The organism is Nocardioides sp. ChNu-153, from assembly GCF_030466625.1.
GTDB lineage: Bacteria > Actinomycetota > Actinomycetes > Propionibacteriales > Nocardioidaceae > Nocardioides.
The window spans coordinates 39,596-57,681 of the sequence record NZ_JADEVT010000001.1 but is presented as its reverse complement, the minus strand read 5'-3'; the positions used below and the strand labels follow the sequence as shown (position 1 = coordinate 57,681).

Annotated in this window: 18 protein-coding genes; 7 read left to right on the top strand and 11 right to left on the bottom strand. The window is 77.4% G+C overall.

Features of this window, described 5'->3' with window-relative positions; all coding sequences use genetic code 11:
- The first annotated feature begins 13 nt into the window (after positions 1-13).
- Positions 14-1,147, top strand: a complete 1,134-nt coding sequence (locus INN71_RS00300; protein WP_301799192.1) for a ring-opening amidohydrolase — start codon at positions 14-16, stop codon at positions 1,145-1,147.
- Positions 1,148-1,291: 144 nt separating this feature from the next.
- A complete protein-coding gene (locus INN71_RS00295; protein ID WP_301799191.1) occupies positions 1,292-2,794 on the top strand; it encodes a carboxyl transferase domain-containing protein in 1,503 nt (500 codons plus the stop codon).
- A gap of 30 nt (positions 2,795-2,824) precedes the next feature.
- Here the strand turns inward: INN71_RS00295 and INN71_RS00290 are convergent, their stop codons facing one another.
- From INN71_RS00290 to INN71_RS00280, 3 genes are all read right to left on the bottom strand, one after another.
- Positions 2,825-3,616, bottom strand: a complete 792-nt coding sequence (locus INN71_RS00290) for an SDR family oxidoreductase (protein WP_301799188.1) — start codon at positions 3,614-3,616, stop codon at positions 2,825-2,827.
- Positions 3,617-3,893: 277 nt separating this feature from the next.
- Positions 3,894-4,316, bottom strand: a complete 423-nt coding sequence (locus INN71_RS00285) for a hypothetical protein (protein ID WP_301799187.1) — start codon at positions 4,314-4,316, stop codon at positions 3,894-3,896.
- A 17-nt stretch (positions 4,317-4,333) separates the two neighbouring features.
- Positions 4,334-5,107 carry an ABC transporter ATP-binding protein gene (locus INN71_RS00280; RefSeq protein WP_301799186.1) on the bottom strand — a complete coding sequence of 258 codons (774 nt, stop codon included), beginning with the start codon at positions 5,105-5,107 and terminating at the stop codon, positions 4,334-4,336.
- A gap of 272 nt (positions 5,108-5,379) precedes the next feature.
- Here INN71_RS00280 and INN71_RS00275 point away from each other — a divergent pair, with 272 nt between their 5' ends.
- The gene (locus INN71_RS00275) at positions 5,380-5,604 is read left to right on the top strand and encodes a hypothetical protein (RefSeq protein ID WP_277497450.1); all 225 of its coding nucleotides are present in this window, start codon (positions 5,380-5,382) and stop codon (positions 5,602-5,604) included.
- A gap of 6 nt (positions 5,605-5,610) precedes the next feature.
- On the opposite strand, the gene INN71_RS00270 is transcribed toward INN71_RS00275, so the two are convergent.
- Positions 5,611-6,603, bottom strand: coding sequence for a WcbI family polysaccharide biosynthesis putative acetyltransferase (locus INN71_RS00270; protein ID WP_301799185.1), 993 nt, complete (start codon positions 6,601-6,603; stop codon positions 5,611-5,613).
- Between the two features lie 68 nt (positions 6,604-6,671).
- Here INN71_RS00270 and INN71_RS00265 point away from each other — a divergent pair, with 68 nt between their 5' ends.
- Positions 6,672-7,808 (top strand): glycosyltransferase family 1 protein, encoded by a 1,137-nt coding sequence (locus INN71_RS00265; protein WP_301799183.1) that lies wholly within the window; start codon positions 6,672-6,674, stop codon positions 7,806-7,808.
- A gap of 1 nt (position 7,809) precedes the next feature.
- On the opposite strand, the gene INN71_RS00260 is transcribed toward INN71_RS00265, so the two are convergent.
- The 6 genes from INN71_RS00260 to INN71_RS00235 form a co-directional block, all read right to left on the bottom strand.
- Positions 7,810-9,159: a glycosyltransferase gene (locus INN71_RS00260; protein WP_301799182.1), complete on the bottom strand. Its 1,350-nt coding sequence runs from the start codon at positions 9,157-9,159 to the stop codon at positions 7,810-7,812.
- A complete protein-coding gene (locus tag INN71_RS00255; protein WP_301799180.1) occupies positions 9,156-10,157 on the bottom strand; it encodes a hypothetical protein in 1,002 nt (333 codons plus the stop codon). The genes INN71_RS00260 and INN71_RS00255 overlap by 4 nt, the downstream gene beginning before the upstream one ends.
- Positions 10,154-10,957 (bottom strand): glycosyltransferase family 2 protein, encoded by an 804-nt coding sequence (locus INN71_RS00250; RefSeq protein ID WP_301799178.1) that lies wholly within the window; start codon positions 10,955-10,957, stop codon positions 10,154-10,156. The genes INN71_RS00255 and INN71_RS00250 overlap by 4 nt, the downstream gene beginning before the upstream one ends.
- Positions 10,954-11,997, bottom strand: a complete 1,044-nt coding sequence (locus INN71_RS00245) for a glycosyltransferase (RefSeq protein ID WP_301799175.1) — start codon at positions 11,995-11,997, stop codon at positions 10,954-10,956. Before INN71_RS00245 ends, INN71_RS00250 begins: the two co-directional genes overlap by 4 nt.
- Positions 11,994-13,055: a glycosyltransferase family 4 protein gene (locus INN71_RS00240; protein ID WP_301799173.1), complete on the bottom strand. Its 1,062-nt coding sequence runs from the start codon at positions 13,053-13,055 to the stop codon at positions 11,994-11,996. The genes INN71_RS00245 and INN71_RS00240 overlap by 4 nt, the downstream gene beginning before the upstream one ends.
- 360 nt (positions 13,056-13,415) lie before the next feature.
- Positions 13,416-13,796 (bottom strand): hypothetical protein, encoded by a 381-nt coding sequence (locus INN71_RS00235; RefSeq protein WP_301799172.1) that lies wholly within the window; start codon positions 13,794-13,796, stop codon positions 13,416-13,418.
- Between the two features lie 173 nt (positions 13,797-13,969).
- On the opposite strand from INN71_RS00235, the gene INN71_RS00230 reads away from it, so the two are divergent.
- The 3 genes from INN71_RS00230 to INN71_RS00220 all read left to right on the top strand — a co-directional run bounded on the left by INN71_RS00230 (position 13,970) and on the right by INN71_RS00220 (position 16,470).
- A complete protein-coding gene (locus INN71_RS00230) occupies positions 13,970-15,214 on the top strand; it encodes an alpha-amylase family protein (RefSeq protein WP_277497459.1) in 1,245 nt (414 codons plus the stop codon).
- Between the two features lie 55 nt (positions 15,215-15,269).
- On the top strand, positions 15,270-15,899 hold the full coding sequence (locus INN71_RS00225; protein ID WP_277497460.1) for a uracil-DNA glycosylase: 630 nt from the start codon (positions 15,270-15,272) through the stop codon (positions 15,897-15,899).
- 172 nt (positions 15,900-16,071) lie between these two features.
- Positions 16,072-16,470: an alpha/beta hydrolase-fold protein gene (locus tag INN71_RS00220; RefSeq protein WP_277497461.1), complete on the top strand. Its 399-nt coding sequence runs from the start codon at positions 16,072-16,074 to the stop codon at positions 16,468-16,470.
- 12 nt (positions 16,471-16,482) lie between these two features.
- Here the strand turns inward: INN71_RS00220 and INN71_RS00215 are convergent, their stop codons facing one another.
- Positions 16,483-18,042 carry a hypothetical protein gene (locus tag INN71_RS00215; protein ID WP_277497462.1) on the bottom strand — a complete coding sequence of 520 codons (1,560 nt, stop codon included), beginning with the start codon at positions 18,040-18,042 and terminating at the stop codon, positions 16,483-16,485.
- Positions 18,043-18,086: the final 44 nt, after the last annotated feature.

Here is an 18,086-nt window from a genome sequence, read left to right as displayed (position 1 = left end):
GAGAGGTAAAGCCGTGCCCGACGCAATCGAGGTCCGCAAGGTCCCCATCAAGAACGTCTCGGACGCATCCGGACTCGCCGAGCTGATCGACGCCGGCACCATCGAGGCCGACCGCGTCATCGCCGTCATCGGCAAGACCGAGGGCAACGGCGGCGTCAACGACTACACCCGCATCATCGCCGACCGCGCGTTCCGCGAGGTGCTGATGGAGAAGGGCTCCCGCCCCGCCGAGGAGGTGAAGCAGGTCCCGATCGTGTGGTCCGGCGGCACCGACGGCGTCATCTCCCCCCACGCCACGATCTTCGCGACCGTGCCCGACGACCAGGTCGAGAAGACCGACGACCTGCGCCTCACGGTCGGCTTCGCGATGAGCGAGGAGCTCCTCCCCGAGGAGATCGGTCGCGTCGCGATGGTCGACAAGGTCGCCGCGGGCGTCCGCGTCGCCATGGAGCGCGCCGGCATCACCGACCCGGCGGACGTGCACTACGTGCAGACCAAGACGCCGCTGCTCACCATCCACACGATCCGCGACGCCAAGAGCCGCGGGAAGTCGGTCTGGACCGAGCACACCCACGAGTCGATGGACCTCTCCAACGGCTGCACCGCGCTCGGCATCGCCGTCGCGCTCGGCGAGATCGAGCAGCCCACCGACGAGGACGTCATGCACAACCGCGACCTCTACTCCTCGGTCGCGTCCTGCTCCTCGGGCGTCGAGCTCGACCAGGCGCAGATCGTCGTCGTGGGCAACGCCCGCGGCGTCGGCGGTCGCTACCGCATCGGCCACTCGGTGATGAACGACGCCCTCGACACCGACGGAATCTGGGCCGCGATCAAGGACGCCGGCCTCGACCTGCCCGAGCGCCCGCACACGAGCGACCTCGGCGGCCGTCTCGTCAACGTGTTCCTCAAGTGCGAGGTCTCGCAGGACGGCGAGGTGCGCGGACGGCGCAACGCCATGCTCGACGACTCCGACGTGCACTGGCACCGCCAGATCAAGAGCGCCGTCGGCGGCGTGACCGCGTCGGTCACCGGCGACCCGGCGGTCTTCGTCTCCGTCTCCGCGGCCCACCAGGGCCCCGACGGCGGCGGCCCGGTCGCGGCCATCGTCGACCTCGGTGCGGACCCGACGGGCTACCCGTCGGCCTGAGGCCGTACGGCGGCCCGCACGGGCCGTCGCGCACCACCGCCGGGCACCCCGGCGTCCCGGGCCTCCAGGCGCGGGGCGGAGCCACCGGCTCCGCCCCGGCCTGGGGGCCCTCGCCATTCCCCGACCTCCGAGGAGCAGCAGTCGATGACCGCCACGCCCGACCCCGCCGGCCGCAGCGCCGCACCCGCCACCCCCCGCCGCGTCGGCGCCCGCGAGCTGGTGGAGCTCGTGCTGGATCCCGGGTCCTTCGCGTCGTGGGACACCCCGGTCGCCGCCGACGGGTGGGACGCGGCGTACCGGGAGCAGCTCGCGAGCGCCGCCGAGCGCTCCGGTCTCGACGAGTCGGTCGTCACGGGTGCCGGCACGGTCGGCGGGCGCCGGGTGGCGGTCGTCGTCAACGACTTCCGGTTCCTCGCCGGGTCGATCGGGGCGGCCACCGCGGCGCGGATCGTGACCGCCGTACGACGGGCGACCGCCGAGGGCCTGCCCCTGCTGGCGAGCACCGCGTCCGGCGGCACGCGCATGCAGGAGGGCACGCCGGCGTTCGTCGGGATGGTCGCCATCACCCGCGCGGTGATGGACCACCGGTCGGCGGGGCTGCCGTACCTGGCCTACCTGCGCCACCCCACCACCGGCGGCGTGCTGGCGTCGTGGGGCTCGCTGGCCCACGTGACGCTGGGCGAGCCGGGGGCGCTCGTCGGGTTCCTCGGGCCGCGGGTCTACGAGGCGCTGCACGGCGAGCCGTTCCCGCCCGGCGTGCAGACCGCGGAGAACCTCGCCGCGCACGGGATCATCGACGCCGTCGCCACGCCCGAGCAGCTGCGCGAGCTCGTCGAGCTGGCGCTGTCGGTGCTGCGCGACCCGGCCGAGGCGCCGCGCCTGCCGCGGCGCGAGGGGCTGCACGGGCCGGACGCGCTCGCCGGGGTCGAGCCGCCGTACGACGTGTGGACGGCCGTGGAGCGCACGCGCGAGCCCGGCCGCGCGGGCGTCCGCGACCTGCTGCGGCACGGCGCGCGCAGCACGGTGCGGCTGCGCGGCACCGCCGAGGGCGAGCAGGACGCCTCGGTGATCATCGCGCTCACCCGCCTCGACGGGCAGCCGTGCGTGCTGGTCGGGCAGGACCGCGCGCGACAGACGGCGGCCACCCCCATGGGTCCCGCCGCGCTCCGCGAGGCGCGGCGCGCGATGCGGCTGGCCGAGGAGCTGCGCCTCCCGCTCGTGACGGTCATCGACACGCCGGGCGCCGAGCTGTCGGTGGCGGCCGAGCAGGGGTCGATCGCCGGCGAGATCGCGCGCTGCATCGCGACCATGACGACGATGACGGTGCCGACCGTGGCGCTGCTCATGGGCCAGGGCTGCGGCGGCGGCGCGCTGGCCCTGCTGCCGGCCGACGTCGTGGTGGCGGCCGGCGACGCGTGGCTGTCGCCGCTGCCGCCCGAGGGCGCCAGCGTCATCGTGCACGGCGTCGCCGACCACGCGGCGCAGATGGCGGAGCGGCAGCGCGTGCGGGCGCACGACCTGCTCGCCGACGGCACGGTGCAGCACCTCGTCCCGGAGGTCGTGGGCGAGTCGCCCGAGGAGCTCGCGGTCGCCCTCGCGGCCGAGTGCGCGCGGCAGCTGCAGCGGCTGCGGGCGGCGCGGGTCTGAGGCCATCGCGGCCGCCCGCGGCCGTCGCGCTCAGACCTGGCGCCACTCCGCGCTGGCGTGGTCGTGCCCGTGGGCGGCCATGAGGCCCAGACCGCCGTCGACGGTGAAGGTGCTGCCGGTGACGTAGGCCGACCGCGGCGAGGCCAGGAAGCCGATCAGCGAGGCGACCTCGTTGACGTGGCCCGGGCGGCCGAGCGGGTTGCCGGGGCGCTCCTGGTGGTAGGCCTCCTCGGTCTCCTGGCCCGTCATCTCGGTGCTGATCTCGCCGGGCGCCACCGTGTTGACGGTGATGCCGTGCTCCCCCAGCTCGAGTGCGAGCACCTTGCTGAGGGCGCCGAGGCCGGCCTTCGCGGCGCAGTACGCCGCCGCCCCGAGCCGGGGGACGTACTCGTGCACGCTCGTGATGTTGATGATCCGCCCGCCCTGGCCGGCGTCCACCAGGTGGCGGGCGGCGCGCTGGGAGGTGAGGAACGGGCCGTCGAGGTCGGTGGCGATGACCTCGTGCCACTTCTCCGGCGTCAGGTCGAGCACCCGGCTGCTGTGCCCGGTGCCGGCGACGTTGACGAGGACGCCCAGGCCGCCGAGCTGGTCCACGAGCTGGTCCACGACCGCGCCCGCGTCGGGTGACGCGGCATCGAAGTCGGCCACGAACGCGCGCTGGCCGCGGCGCTCGATCTCCGCCACCGTCTCCGCCACGCCCTCCGCGTCGTGGTGGCGGGTGATGCCGACGTCGAAGCCCTCCGTGGCGAGCAGCTGGGCGGTGGCCCGGCCGATGCCCGAGTCCGCTCCGGTCACGACGGCGAGGCGGGGGTAGTGGTTCATGCGCGGTTCCTCCTGGGGCTCGGGCTGCTGACCCTTCCCGGGTACCCAGTGCGCGGGGTCGCCTGTCACCTGCTGGTGCGGAGTCCCTGACGTATCGGGCGGTCCCCGTCGGCGTGTCGCCGCCAGATCGTCAGGGAGCACGGCGGGAGGGCCCCGGTCGAGTGCGCAGGTTCAGCCGCGAGCCCCGCCGCGGACTGAATCCACGCACACTTCCGCCGCTCGGCCCGGGGCGCCGGCCGCAAGGCTCAGCCGACGCGGGCGCGCCCGGGCATCGGTCCTAGGACTGCCAACCCGCGCACGGGCCGGACGCGTCGAGGGAGTCCGAGATCGTCTCGGGGCCGACGACCGCGCCCACTCCAGCACTGGTCGAGGCGAGGGTCTCGACGAGGGTCTCGCGTTCACCGTCCTCCCACGACGACAGCTCCTCCCACGTCGGCAGCTCCGCCGGGGCCTCGGCCGGGGCCTGCGCCGGAGCCCGGTCGCCGAGAGCCTCAGCCAGCCGGCCGGGGTCGGCCGCGAGACCCGCCTCGGCGGCGTCGGCCATCGCCTCGTACGTCGCCTGCCGGACCAGGTCGGCGCATGCCTCCGGTGACGGGCCGTCCGCCTCGTTCGAGCCCGAGCACGCCGCCACCAGGAGCGCGCCGACGAGGAGGACACCGGCCGCGACTGGACGGGGGAGGGACCTGCGCGCGCGCGTCATGGCCGCACCCTAGGGGCTCAGCCGACGCGCGCGGCGCGCTCGCCGGCGCTCGCGTGCCAGCGGCCGGCCGTGCGGTGCACCTCGATGGGGTGGTCGAACGCCTCGCTGACGGCGGCGCTCGTCAGCGCCTCGTCGATGGGGCCGGCGGCGGTGAGCCGGCCGTCGCGCACGAGCGCGGCGTGGCTGGTGGAGCGCGGCAGCTCCTCGAGGTGGTGCGTGACGAGCACCGTGGCGGTGTCCGGACGCTCGGTCACCACGTCGTCGATCGCGGTCAGCAGCTGCTCGCGCGCTGCGAGGTCCAGGCCCGTGGTGGGCTCGTCGAGCAGCAGCAGGCGGGGCCGCCCGACGAGCGCGCGGGCGATGAGCACCCGGCCCCGCTCGCCCTGCGACAGCGTTGGCCACCGCTCCTGGGCCTTCGCGCCCATGCCCACCTGGGCGAGCAGCTCGTGGGTCAGCGCCAGCTCGTCGGCGGCGGGCTCCCAGCGGCGGGGGAGGTCCGCCGTACCGGTCAGCCCGGTCAGCACCACCTGCTCCACCGTCAGCGGCGAGTGCAGCGTGTGCCGCGGGTTCACGTGGCCGATGAGGCGGCGCAGCGACTGCACGTCGATCCGGCCGAGCTGGTGGCCGAGCACGCGGACGGTGCCCGACGTCGGGTGCTGGTTCGCGCCGCAGAGGCTGAGCACCGTGCTCTTGCCCGCACCGTTCGGCCCCAGCACCGCCCAGTGCTCGCCGGCCCGCACCTCCAGGTCGATGCCGCACAGGATCTCCTTCGCCCCCCGCCGCAGGGTCACGTCCGCGAGCTGCAGGACGGTCGGACGGTCGGCGTCGGGCGCGGCGATGACAGGCTCCTCGGGTGGGCGGGGCGGGTGCGCTCCCAGGATCCCGCGTACGGCGCCGCGACCGGTCGGCGGGTCACCCACCGGACGCCGGGGGCCACGGTCCGGCGGCACGGGCGCCGCCTGAGGCCACCTTGAGGTGACCCCGCGGCGCGTTGAGGCGATGCACGAGGAAACCTGTGCGAAACGCGCGTCGCAGCGCGACCGGCGGCGCCTACCTTCGCGCGATGGAGTGCCGGGTGTTCTGGGGGTCGCACCGCTGCGTGCGCGGACGGGGTCACGGTGGGCTGCACGAGTGCGACTGCTGCGAGCACGACTCGCTGCAGGCCCACGTCGCGGCCGAGGGCGTCGTGCGGGACGCCGAGGGTGAGTTCCCGTGCGCCGCCTCGTGGCCCTACCTGGGGCCCGACACCGTCTTCACCGGCGCCGACGCGCCCGCCGAGCACGCCTGAGGCGGCTCAGACCCCCGGCAGCCCGAGCAGGCGCATGGTCGGGGCGTAGCGCCGCACCAGCACCTCCACGACGTCCGGCCGCGCCGCGTAGAACGCCCGGTGCGCGGCCGCCACCTCGGCGGCCGGGACCGCCTGCCCGGCGATGCGCCAGTCCGGCTCCGGCTCCCCCGGAAGGTCGAGCGCCGCGAGCACCGGCGCCTCGAGCGGGGCGTGCACCCCGGCGAGCAGCGGACGGGTGACGCCCGGCGGCCGCGACGCCAGGCCGGCGGCCTCCCGCACCCGGGCGGCCACGGGCGCCAGCACCACGTTGCCCGGGTGGTTGACGGTGCGCATCGCGTCCCGCGAGGGTCGGGCGAACAGGTCGGCGACCGCCACCGTGCCGTGCAGCCGCTGCCGCCGCTCGAGCTCCGTCACCGAGGCGGCGGCCAGCTCCCGCAGCGCGGCGGGGTCGGGCACCACGTCGTACGACGCGGGACCAGCGCTCGCACCGGCCCCGGACCCGGCCCCTGACCCGGCCCCCAGGGCCGCGGCGAGCGTGCGGAGGTCGTGGTACGCCGCGCGCGGCGGGTCCGGTTCCGCCAGGCCCGGCGGGTGCGCGACGACGTGCCACGGGTGCAGGCCGTGGTAGCGGATCGGCGGCACGAGCACGGTGCGCGCGCTCGGCGGCAGGTGCGCGGCGAGCTCCTCGGTGCCGAGCGGCAGGCCGCGGTAGCCGGCGCCCACCGGCTGGGAGACGAACAGGTCGGTGCGGGCCAGGAGCGTCCGCAGGAGCGGCACGTCGTCGGCGCCGAGCTCGTGGATCGCGGGCAGCCGCACGGTGCGCACGTCGTCGGAGGCCAGCAGGAGCCGCAGCGACTCGGCCTGGCAGTTGCCGACGACGACCACGAGCGGGGCGTCCGCGGCGGGCGGCGCCGCACCCGACGACGCGTCGGCGGGATCGGCGTCGCGCAGCCCGTGGAACGCGCCGAAGTGCTGCCTCTCGGCCTCGCTGCGCGTCACGCACGCACCCCCGTCCGGGCCGCCGCCACCCGCCGGAGGGCGTGGGGCCGTCCCCTACGCTCCACCGGGTGACGCCCCCCGACGAGCAGCAGACCGACCGCGGCGCCCGGGTGGTCGTCGGCTCCGTGCCCGCCGACCACGCCTACGTGCACCACGTCGCGCCGCTCGACCGAGAGGGCCCGCTGCGCCTGCCGGACCCGCCGGGCCTCGACGCCGACGGCGTGCCGACCGGTCACTGGTGGCCGCCGCGGCTGCTCGAGGCGGCGTACGTCGCCGAGGTCGCCGACACCACCGGCCTCGACCTCCTCCACGTGCACTTCGGGTTCGAGGGCCGCACCCCGGAGCAGCTCGCGGAGCTCGTCGCCGCGCTGCACGCCCGGGGTCGCGCGCTCGTGCTCACCGTCCACGACCTGCGCAACCCCCACCTGCCCGACGCAGGTGCCCACGAGCGGCAGCTCGACGTGCTCGTGCCCGCCGCCGACGCCCTCGTCACCCTCACCGACGGCGCGGCCGACGCGGTCGAGCGCCGCTGGGGCCGCCGGCCGACCGTCGTGCCGCACCCCCACGTCGTACCGCTCGACGCCATGGAGCAGTGGCAGGCCCGCCGCGCCCCGCGGCCGCCGGGTGCGCCGCTGCGGGTGGGCGTCGACCTCAAGAGCCTGCGGGCCAACGTCGCGGCCCGCGACGTGCTGCCCGCCCTCGTCGAGGCCGTCGCGGCCCTGCCAGGATCGACCCTGCAGGTCGCGGTGCACGCCGCGGCCCTGCGGCCGGACGCGCCGCGCCACGACCCGGAGGTCGTCCGCCTGCTCGACGAGGCGGGCCGGCGCGACCACGTGGAGGTGCTCGTCCACGACTACCTCCCCGACGACGAGCTGTGGGCGCACCTCGCCGCGCTCGACGTCTCGGTGCTCCCCTACCGCTTCGGCACGCACTCGGGCTGGCTCGAGGCCTGCCGCGACCTCGGCACCGACGTGGTCGCGCCGCGCGGCGGCTTCTACCGCGACCAGGGCCCGGTCGACCTCTTCGACCTCGACGACGACGGCATCGACGCCGGCTCGCTCGCCGCAGCCCTGCGCGCGGCCCACGAGCGGGGCAGCCGCCCGCCCGTCACCGTCGCGGAGCGCCGGGCGCAGCGCGCGGTCGTCGCCGAGGCCCACGACGCGGTCTACGCGCAGGCGCTCGCCGCGGCGGCTCACCACCACTGACTCACCACCACTGACCCAGGTACGCGCGGAGCTCGCCGTCGGCGGGCACCGCGTCGAGGCCCGGCACGTCGAGGGCGACGATCGGCGCCAGGTCGGGGCGGCCCCACCGGGCGGCGCGCCGGTGCAGGCGCAGGTCGTGGACCGCGACGAGGCCGTCGCCCAGCACGAACGTGCCGGTCTCCGACGGGCCGGCGAGCGGCGCCAGCAGCTCCCGGTACGCCGCCGCGTCGCCCCGCAGGCCGCGGTGCAGCTCGAGGTGGAGGCGGGCCCGCTCCAGCAGGTCGGCGCCGGCGTCGTGGGGCACGAGGCGCGGGTCGTCCCCGAGCACCCGGTGCTGGTCGGGCGCGACGAGGACGCGCACGGTGGGGAGGGCGGCCAGGAGGCCGTCCACGGTGGCGAGCAGCGCCGTACCCCCGAGGTCGGCGGGCACGCTCGCGACGACGTCGACGGGTCCGCGCAGCAGGCCGCGCCACGCGACCCCCGGTACGGCGACCCGGTCGGCCACCGCGACCGCCTCGGCCAGCCCGTCGTCGACGGCGCGGGGGGCCACGCCGGCGTCGGGGCCGTCGTGCCAGGCCACGGCCCCCGGCACGTGCGCGACGAGCCCGCCGGCGAGCCACGAGCGGTGGGCGAGCTCCCAGTCCTCGCCGCCGTAGCCGCCGAACGTCTCGTCGAAGCCGCCCAGCCGCTCGAACCACCAGCGCGAGCAGGCGAGCACCGCGGAGATGACGAACCGGAAGCTCGTCGCGTCGGCGGCCCGCAGGTCGTCGCTGCGGCGGTAGGCGTCGCGCAGCCAGGCCGGCTCGGCCAGCTCGCGCCCCGCGGCGGCCGCGGGCAGCGGCGCGTCGGGCGGCACCCCGGTCAGGTCCGCGTGACGGCGGCGGCCCACGGCGAGCAGCTCGGGCAGCGCGGACGGCAGCCGGGTGAGCCGGGCGAGGAAGTCGGGCTCCGGGCTGGTATCGGCGTCGAGGAAGACGAGCACGTCGCCGGTCGCGCGGGCGGCGCCGAGGTTGCGGGCGGCGGCGGCCCGGAACCCCCGGTCCTCCTGCCGCACCAGCTCGACGCCGGGCGGCACGACGGGCGCGGTCGCCGAGCCGTCGTCGGCGACGACCACCTGGTGCGGGGCGAGGGTCTGGCGCGCCAGCGCCGCCAGGGTGCGGGCGAGCTCGGCCGGCTGCTCGAAGTGCGTCACGACGACCGTCACGGGGCGGTGCTCGGCGGCGGGGTCGGCGGCGGGGTCGGCGGCGGGGTCGGGGGCGGGGGCGGCGTCCCACGCGTTGCCGGGCACGGTGGTCCCCCACGAGGGCGGACCCGGGGGCGGCGAGGTCGGCGGTGCAGGCGGGGTGCTCACGCGACGTCGTCCTCCGCCAGGCGGTCCCACCAGGCGCGGTAGGCCGCGGCCACCTCGTCGGGCCCGGGGCGCAGGTCCGTGCCGGGGGCGAGCCAGGTCGCGGCGGGGTCGTCGAGGGCGGCGGCGAGGGCGGGCACGAGGTCGTCGTCGCGGTAGGTGACGACGGTGCCGGGGCGCAGCCCGGCCATCTCGCGGGCGTAGGCGCCGTCGCGCACCAGCGGGCGGCGGCCGGCGGCCAGCCACGAGTTGAGGCTGCCCGACGCCGAGACGTTGCGGTGGCCCACGACCGCGACGGCGACGCCCCGCAGCGCGGCGACGAGCTCGTCGTCGGGCACCGCGCCCGTCACCCGCAGGGGCACGCCGAGGTCGGCCGCCCGCCGTACCAGCGCGTCGAGGTCCTGGGCGTGGCCCGGGGCCGGGGCGCCCAGGAACGCGGCGGTGACCTCCCGCCCGCCGGCGCGCAGGGCCGCGACGGCCTCGAGCGCCTCGGCGTGGCCCTTGCCCGGGTAGACGAACCCGAACACTGCGACGGCGGCGTCGGCGGCCGCGGTCGCGACCTCCGCGGCGGTAGGCGCGCCCCCGCCCGGCGCCGGCACGACGGGTAGCGGCACCACGACCCCGGCGGTGGGCGGCGCGCACCGCTCCTCGACCCCGGCCCGCTCGTGCTCGGAGTTGGTCGCCCAGCCCCCGGCGGCCGCGACGACGCGGCGGTAGCAGTCCACGCGCCGGTCGAAGGCCCGCCCGTCGGTCGGCTGGGGTACGTCGTGCAGCGTCACCGTGAGCCGCACGCGCGCGGCGAGCGCCTCGACCTCGCGGGCCGCGGTGTCGAGGTCGTCGGCGACGACGCGGTCGGTGAGGTGGAGGTGCACCCGCTCGCCCGGCCGGAGGTCGGCGGCGTCCGTGACCACGCGGGCGCCGACGCGGCCGGCGACGTCGCGGGCGCAGCGGGCGACGCCGTGGTCGGGCCCGCCGAGCACGAGGTGGGTGGGCACGCTCATGGGGCCGGCTCCGCGAGCGCCCAGCCGTCGCCGTCGCGGCGCACGACGCCGAGCGCGGCCATCTCCTCGAGCCAGCCGCTCATCGGCCACCACCCCCAGCGCTCGTGGAAGACGCGCCCGTTGCGCACGATCGCCGCCGCGTGCTCGACCGGCGGCCGGGAGACGGGGTGGTGCTGGTGGTAGGCGCGGGCGCTGCCGTCCCACCACAGCTCCAGGCCGGCGCGGGCGGCGCGCTGCCCGAAGTCGGTGTCCTCGGCGCCGTAGCCGGCGTAGGCCTCGTCGAAGCCGCCCGTCGCGCGCCAGGCGTCCGCGTGCAGCGCGAACGACAGCGACCAGAACAGCTCCCAGCGCGGCTCGGGCACCCGCTCGCCCGGGGCGGGCGCGGGCCGGGCGGGGTGGGGGTCGTCGAGGTCGGGCAGGGCGTCGAGGCGGTACGGGCGGGCCTCGGCGGGCAGGTAGGTGACGGGGCCCGACCACAGCGCGTCGGGCCGGGCGGCGACCGCCCGCTCGTACGCGGCGACCGTGCCCGGGGCGACGAGGCAGTCGACGTCGAGGAAGACCAGCACCTCGGCGCCCGCGGCGATCGCGGCCTCGGCGGCGCGGTTGCGACCGGCCGCCACGGGGAGGGCGGCGGGGTCGGCGTCGACGTGGAGCACGTGCGGGCCCTGGATCGCAGGGTCGCCGAGGGCGACGACGACGCGCACGTCCGCGGGGCGGGTGCTCGTCGCGAGCGAGGCCTCCTGGGCGGCGAGGTGCTCGTGGCGCCCGTGCGCCACCGTCAGCACCGCGGTGCGGCTCACGCGACCAGCCCGTCGCCGGGGTGCCGCGCGCCGGCGGCCACGTCGAGGACGACGTCGGCGAACCGCACGGGCGCTCCCCCGTCGCACCAGCCCGCCCAGCGCGCGCCGTCGAGGCTCGCGACCTCGGTGAGCAGCGTGGGCCAGTCGTCGTGCTCGAGGTCGTCGAGCACGCGCACGGGCCAGTCCCCGCGCGCCAGCGCCCGGGCCGTCGTGCGCTGCTCGTCGTGGGGCCGGTCGGCCGGTACGACGACCGCGGGCACCCGGGCCGCCGCCACCTCGGCCAACGCGTTCTGCCCCGCCTGCACGACGACGACGGCGGCGCTGCGCAGCCGGTCGAACGGGCGCTCCTCCCACGACCCGGTGCCGAGCACCTGCACGGGACGCCCCGCGCGCGTCGCGAGGACGTCGAGCTGCGCGGGCGTCCAGGCCGTTCCGCCGGAGCCGCCGAACACCACGACCTCGCCCGTGCGCTCCGCGGCCGGCAGCGCCGGGGCCACGGGGAAGCGGGAGAGGCCGCCGACGGCGACCACGCGGCGTACGTCGGTCGCGGGCAGGCCGCTCACGAGGTCCCCGGCCGCGGGCGGCCAGCACGCGACGAGCGCGGCGGCGAGCCCGAGCCCGAGGCGGTGCGGACCGTCGCCCCGATCGCCCGGCTGCACGACGGAGACGACGGGCACGCCGTGGAGGCGGCACAGCAGCGCGACCTCCTGGGAGACGTCGCAGACGACCACGTCGGGCCGGTGCTCGGCGATCCACGCGGAGACGCGGTGGGTGCGCTCGCGGAGGCCGTCGTGGTGCACCGGGGCCCAGTGCAGCCGCCCGCGGGCGGTGGGGTCGGCCAGGGCGGCGGGGTCGCCGCCGTCGTCACGGGGCAGCCGCACCCACGGGCCCGCGTGCGCGGGGTCGGGCGCGAGGCTGCTGAGCACGGTGACCTCGGCGCCGCGGCGGCCGAGCTCGGCGCCGACCGCGAGGGCCCGGTGCAGGTGCCCGTGGCCGTGGTGGTGGACGTACCAGCCGACGCGCGGCCGGGCAGCGGTCACGCCGCCCTCGACGCGGAGGCCACCACGTCGCGGTAGACGCCCTCGTAGGAGTCGACCATGGCCCGCAGCGAGAACGCCTGCTCCACGCGCTCGCGCACCGCGCGCCGGTCGAGGCCCGCGGCCTCGCGCATGGCCGCGGCGAGGCCGTCGACGTCGTCCGGCGCGGCGAGGCGGCCCGAGGAGCCGTCGACGATCTCCGGCAGGGCGCCCCGCGCGAACGCCGCCACCGGGGTGCCCGACGCCATGGCCTCGACGGCGACGAGGCCGAACGGCTCGTCCCAGGCGGGGGTCACGACGGCGACGGCGGCACGGCCGAGCACCTCGTTCAGCTGCTGCTGGCCCAGGTGGCCCAGGTGGCGCACCTGGTCGTCGAGCTGCGGCAGCACGTGCTCCGCGACGTACGAGTGGTCACCGAGCGGGCCGACCAGGTCGAGGCCCATGCCCGCCCGGCGGGCCGCGGCGATCGCGAGGTGGGGTGCCTTCTCCGGCACGAGCCGGCCGGCCCACACCGCGCGGTCGCCACCGGGGCCGGGCGTCCAACGGGCGGGGTCGATGCCGTTGGGCACGACGGTCGAGGCCACGCTGGGCGACCAGCTCTCGGCCATCGCCGCGCTCACGGAGATGAAGCGGCAGCGGTCCGAGGCGAGCCGCACGGCGGACTCGAGCCACGGCAGCGGCGGGGTGTGCAGGGTCGTGACGACGGGGGCGTCCACGATCCGCGAGAGCGCGACGGGCAGGTGGTGGAGGCTGTTGTTGTGGATGACGTCCACACCCCGGTCGCGCAGGTCGAGCATGAGGCTGAGGTAGGCGTGGTGCTCCTGCATCCACCACTCCGGCGGTGCCGCGACGTCGGCACGCGCGGTCGGCGTGGACGCGAAGGGCTGCACGTCGAGGTGATGGGCGCCGAGGGACTCGTCGGACCCCGGCGCGGCGAAGACCGTCACCTCGTGGCCGCGGCGGCGGAGCTCGGTGACGAGGTGGTGGCTGTGGGCTTCGAGGCCTCCGGCGAAGGGCTCGGCCAGCGGGAAGCGGCTGGACGCGACGACGCAGACCCTCACCGGCGCTCGACGTACGTGGCAGTCATGGTCCCGAGGTTAGCCACCGGGACGAAGGGGGCTCGACGGGGGCGTCGAGCGCTGCTCACGAGGGGTCCGGAGGCGGCTTCCACGGTGCCCCCGGTACCCAGGGGACCCACCTCCACCCCCCCTCACGCACGCGGCCACCCGGCCGGGGCTTACCCGGCGGGTGGCCGCGTGGTCGTGCTCGCCGGCCCGTCAGCCGCCTCTCGGCGAAAGGCCGCTCGTAGCGGCAAGGGGTGAGGCCCGGGGGCATGAACTCGGACCGACGCGACCTGCACAACGAGGCGCCCCGGGCGCGTGTTCCGGGCACCGCGCGTGGTGCCGGTCACGCGGACCGCGTCAGGCGGGTGCGTGGGCGTAGAGCTCGACGAGGAAGGCGCCGGGGGTGGGGACCGGCTCGGCGGCCACCGCGGTCAACTCGGTCCCGACGCGCACCCACCCGTGCGGCAGCGCCACCTCCCGCGCCTCCTGCAGGTCGCCCGCCCGGGAGACGAGCACGAGGGAGTAGCGGTCACCCGGACGGCCCCACGCCTCGGGGTCCGCGGCGAGCCGGTGGATCCGCAGCCGGCCCGTGTCGTCGTGGTGGACGACCACGACGCCCGGGCGCCGCCGTACCCCCGCGGGCTCGACGACCTCGACCGTGGCGTCCCAGCACAGGGCCCGGCCGGGCCGGGGTACGGCGGGACCGTCGACCGGGGGCTCCACCCGGTCCGCGCCCATCACCCTCATCGCCCGCCCACCCGGGGTGGGTGGGGGCCGTCGGGCACCACCTTGACGGTGGCCGGGCTGAGCGGGGTCGACACAGCCGCGAGGGTAGCGAGCCCGCTTGGCCCGCACGGACAGACTCGGCGGGTCCGTGCCCACCGAGGGCCCACCGAGGGAAGGCGTCACCGATGGACTGGCAGCGGCACGTGATCTGGTGGCACGTCTATCCCCTCGGCTTCAGCGGCGCGCCGATCCGGGAGCCGGACCCGTCGCCCGGCCCGCGCCTGCGGACCCTGCTGCCGTGGCTCGACCACGTCATCGAGCTCGGCGCCTCGGGGCTGCTGCTGGGCCCGGTGTTCGCGTCCGAGACCCACGGCTACGACACGGTCGACCACTTCCGCGTCGACCCGCGCCTCGGTGACGACGCCGACCTCGACCTGCTGCTCGCGGAGTGCCGGCGCCGCGGCATCCGCGTGCTGCTCGACGGGGTCTTCAGCCACGTCGGGCGGGAGCACCCGCTGGTCGCGCAGGCCCTGGCCGACCCGGACGGCGACGCGGCCCGCGTCGTCGACCTCGACCGCGGCGCACCCGGCGGTCCCCGCCCGCGGGTGTTCGAGGGCCACGACGCCCTGGTGCGCCTCGACCACTCCGACCCGGCGACGGCGGACCTCGTCGTGGACGTGATGGGCCACTGGCTGCGCCGGGGCGTCGACGGGTGGCGGCTCGACGCGGCGTACTCGGTCGACCCCGCCTTCTGGGCCGCGGTGCTGCCCCGGGTGCGTGCCGAGCACCCCGAGGCGTGGTTCCTGGGCGAGGTCATCCACGGCGACTACCCGGCCTTCGTCGCCGCGTCGGGCGTCGACTCGGTGACGCAGTACGAGCTGTGGAAGGCGATCTGGTCGAGCATCCTCGACCGCAACCTCCACGAGCTGGACCACGCGCTGGGGCGGCACGCGGAGTTCCTGCGCTCCTTCGTGCCGCAGACCTTCGTGGGTAACCACGACGTCACCCGCATCGCGACCACCTTGGGCGCCGAGGGCGCGGTCGTGGCGCTCGCGGTGCTGATGACCGTCGGTGGCATCCCGTCGGTGTACGCCGGGGACGAGCACGGCTTCACGGGCACGAAGGAAGAGCGCCTGGGCGGCGACGACGCCGTGCGGCCGGCGTTCCCCGCCTCGCCGGCCGACCTGAGCCCGCTCGGCGAGCCCGTGTTCCGGGCGCACCAGGCGCTGGTCGCGCTGCGCCGGCGGCACCCCTGGCTCGTGGACGCGACCACCCGGTCGCTGCGGCTCGACAACACGCGGTACGCCTACCGGGCCACGTCGCGCACCTCCGCCGACGACCACCTCGACGTCGAGATCGACCTCGAGGGCGCGCCGGCCGCCCTCGTGCGCGCCCCGGACGGCTCCGTGCTCTGGCGCTCGGCGCGCTAGGGACCGACCGGGGCGCCACCGCGGCCCGTCCGCCCGGGGGTGTGAGGATGCGCGGGTGGAGGACAAGCTGCGCCGGGTCGACGCCCCGCACGTGGCCGCCCTCAACGCGCTCGCCCGCGGGTGGCGCTCGGACGGCCGCTTCGTCCCCTGGTTCGACCCCGCCGGTGCCGGCACGGCTGCCAGGGTCCTGGTGCTGATGGAGTCCCCCGGGCCGCGCACCGTGGCCGCGGGCGACCTGGGCTTCAGCTCGGAGGACAACACCGACCCGACGAGCGCCGTGCTGCGGGCCGCCCGCGTCGAGGCCGGCCTGGAGCGCTCGCACTACCTGCGCTGGAACGTCGTGCCGTGGCCCCTGCACGACGCCGACGGGCGCCGCCGTGCCCCGACCACCGCCGACCTCGACGCCGCCCGCCCGGCGCTGCGCGCCGTCCTCGCTGCCTGCCCGGACCTCGCCGTCGTCGTCACGGTCGGTACGCCGGCCCTCACCGGCGTCATGCGCCACCTCACCCTCGGCACCGAGGAAAACGCCGGCCCGGGCCCCCTGCCCCGCCTCCTGCCGGTGCTCGCCGTACCGCACCCCTCGCCCCGCAACGGCTACCACCGCGCGGAGGCCCGAACCCGTCTGACCAACGCGCTGCGCCAGGCGCGACTCCACCTCGAGGCGGGCCCGGCGTGCGGGGCGTGACGCGCCGCGGCGTGCTGCTCGGCGCCGGAGCCGGGGCCCTGGCGGCGGCCGCCGGAGGGGTCGGCGTCGTGGAGGGCGTGCTGCCCGGTCGCGCGACGCTCTACCGCCACCCGGGCCTCGACGGCGCCGACGGCACCGTGCTGGAGGCCGCCGGGGCCCGGTGGACAGCGGGGTGCTCGTCTCCCGGGCGCGGCGGGGCCGGGAGTGCGGGTGGTCGATGGGCGGCTTCGGGGCGCTGCACCTCGCGGGGCTCCTGGGCCCGGAGCGGGTGCGGGCCGTCGCGGTCATGAGCCCCGCGCTGTGGCACGACCACCGCGACACCGCCCCCGGGGCGTTCGACGACGAGGCCGACCTCGAGGCCGTCACCGTGATGGGCCGCCAGTCCCGGCTCGCCGACATCCCGACGCGCGTGGACTGCGGGCTGGGCGACCCCTTCTGCGCGGCGACCGAGGACTACGTCGACGGCTTCGCGCAGCGCCCGGCCGGTGCGTTCGAGCGGGGCGACCACGACGTCGGCTACTGGCGCCGCACGGCGCCCGCCCAGCTGGCGTTCCTCGGCGCCCACCTCTGACCCGGCGGGGCGTCAGCCCCGCGCGCCGGTACGGCGGGGCACCGGCAGCGCCCGCGCGAGCGTCCCCGGCCCGCCGACGAGCGCGGCCACCCCCAGCGCGGAGCGCGGCTCGAACGGCTGGCGCCACAGGCCGCCGTGCACCGCGGTGCTGCTGAAGAGCGCCTCGGGGTGGGCGGAGCCGTCCGGCCCGTCGTGGACGTCGGCGACCAGCTTCGCCGCCATCAGCGCCGCGGCCGTCTCGGGCTGGAAGATCTCGACGCCGAAGCGGTGCGCGCCGGCGTACACGGACGCGAGCACGCGGTTCTTCGTCACCGAGCGGGTCCACGAGGCGGGCGCGACCGTGCTCGAGGTGGGCCGCCCGTCGGCGACGTTGACGACGCCGCGCCAGCGCTGCATCCGCTTCGCCAGGGCGTAGTTCGGGCCCTGCACGTCGACGAGGGTGTCGACGAGGCCCCAGCGCCCGCCCTGCTCGTCGGCGTACGTCGTGGCGTAGCCCGGGCGGAACAGCCGGTCGCCGCTCGCCCGGTGGGCGGTGCGGTGCACGAGGCCGTTCCACGCCCGGTCACCGGCCCGCTCGCGGGCGGCGGCGACGACCTCCTCGGGCACGAGGAAGCTGTCGGTGGGGGTGTTGAGGTAGGCGAGCACGCCCTCCGTCGTGGTCGCGACGTCCTGGGCGAGCACGTCGGCGGCCAGCGTCAGCTCGACGTGGGCCGTGCCGTCGGCGTACAGGTGGGTCCCGAGCACCGGCGCCGGGCCGCCGGCGTGGCGCTCGGCCAGCCAGCGGCGCAGGGCGGCGAGGTCCTGGGCGACGTGGACGCCGGGAACGACCGCGGCCCCCGCGTCGTCCGGCTCCCGGACCGGCGCGGTGACCCGCCCGGCGCCCGCCCGCGCCAGGCCCGCGATGCGTTCCCACACGCGGGGCGTGGGCACGTCGACGGCGACCACGTCGGCGCCCCACCGCACCAGCGACGGCAGCGGACCCATCGCGGCGCCGGCCCCGAGCAGCACGACCTGGTGGTCGGGCAGCCGCAGCCACTCCGGGTGGGCCTCGACCCGCGCGATCGCCGCTGCGAACCCGGGCTCGACGACGCCGTCGGCGACCCACGTGTCGAGCTGGCGCAGCAGGACGGCGCCGCTCAGCACCGCGCCGCGGTAGGGCACCTCGACGCGCCCGAGTCGCTCGCCCGTCCCCTCGACGGTCGTCGTGCCGAGCGCCGGGGCCGCGGCGACGTCGGCCGTCCGCCGCCACGCGTCGAGTGGGGCCTCGACGCCCGCGTCGTCGACGAGGACGGCCCGCGCGTGCGCCGCGGCCAGCCCGTCGCGGGCGATGCGCACCGCAGTGTCGGCGCTCGCCGCGAGCGCCGTGGAGCGGGCGAGGTGCCCGGCGTACTCCCGTCGCCAGTCGCCGCCCGCGGCCACCTCGTCGGCGAGGGCGGGGTCGGTGCCGCGCAGCGAGTCGGCGACGACGGCCGCGCCGTACCGCGTCGAGCTGCGCCGCCCGTCCTGCTCGCCCAGGCGCACCCCCCGGATGGGAGTCGGGTCGTCACCGTCGGTCGAGCGTCGTCCAGCCATCTCGCCATTGTTCGGCATCCTCGGGGTGGACCCTCACCCGCGCG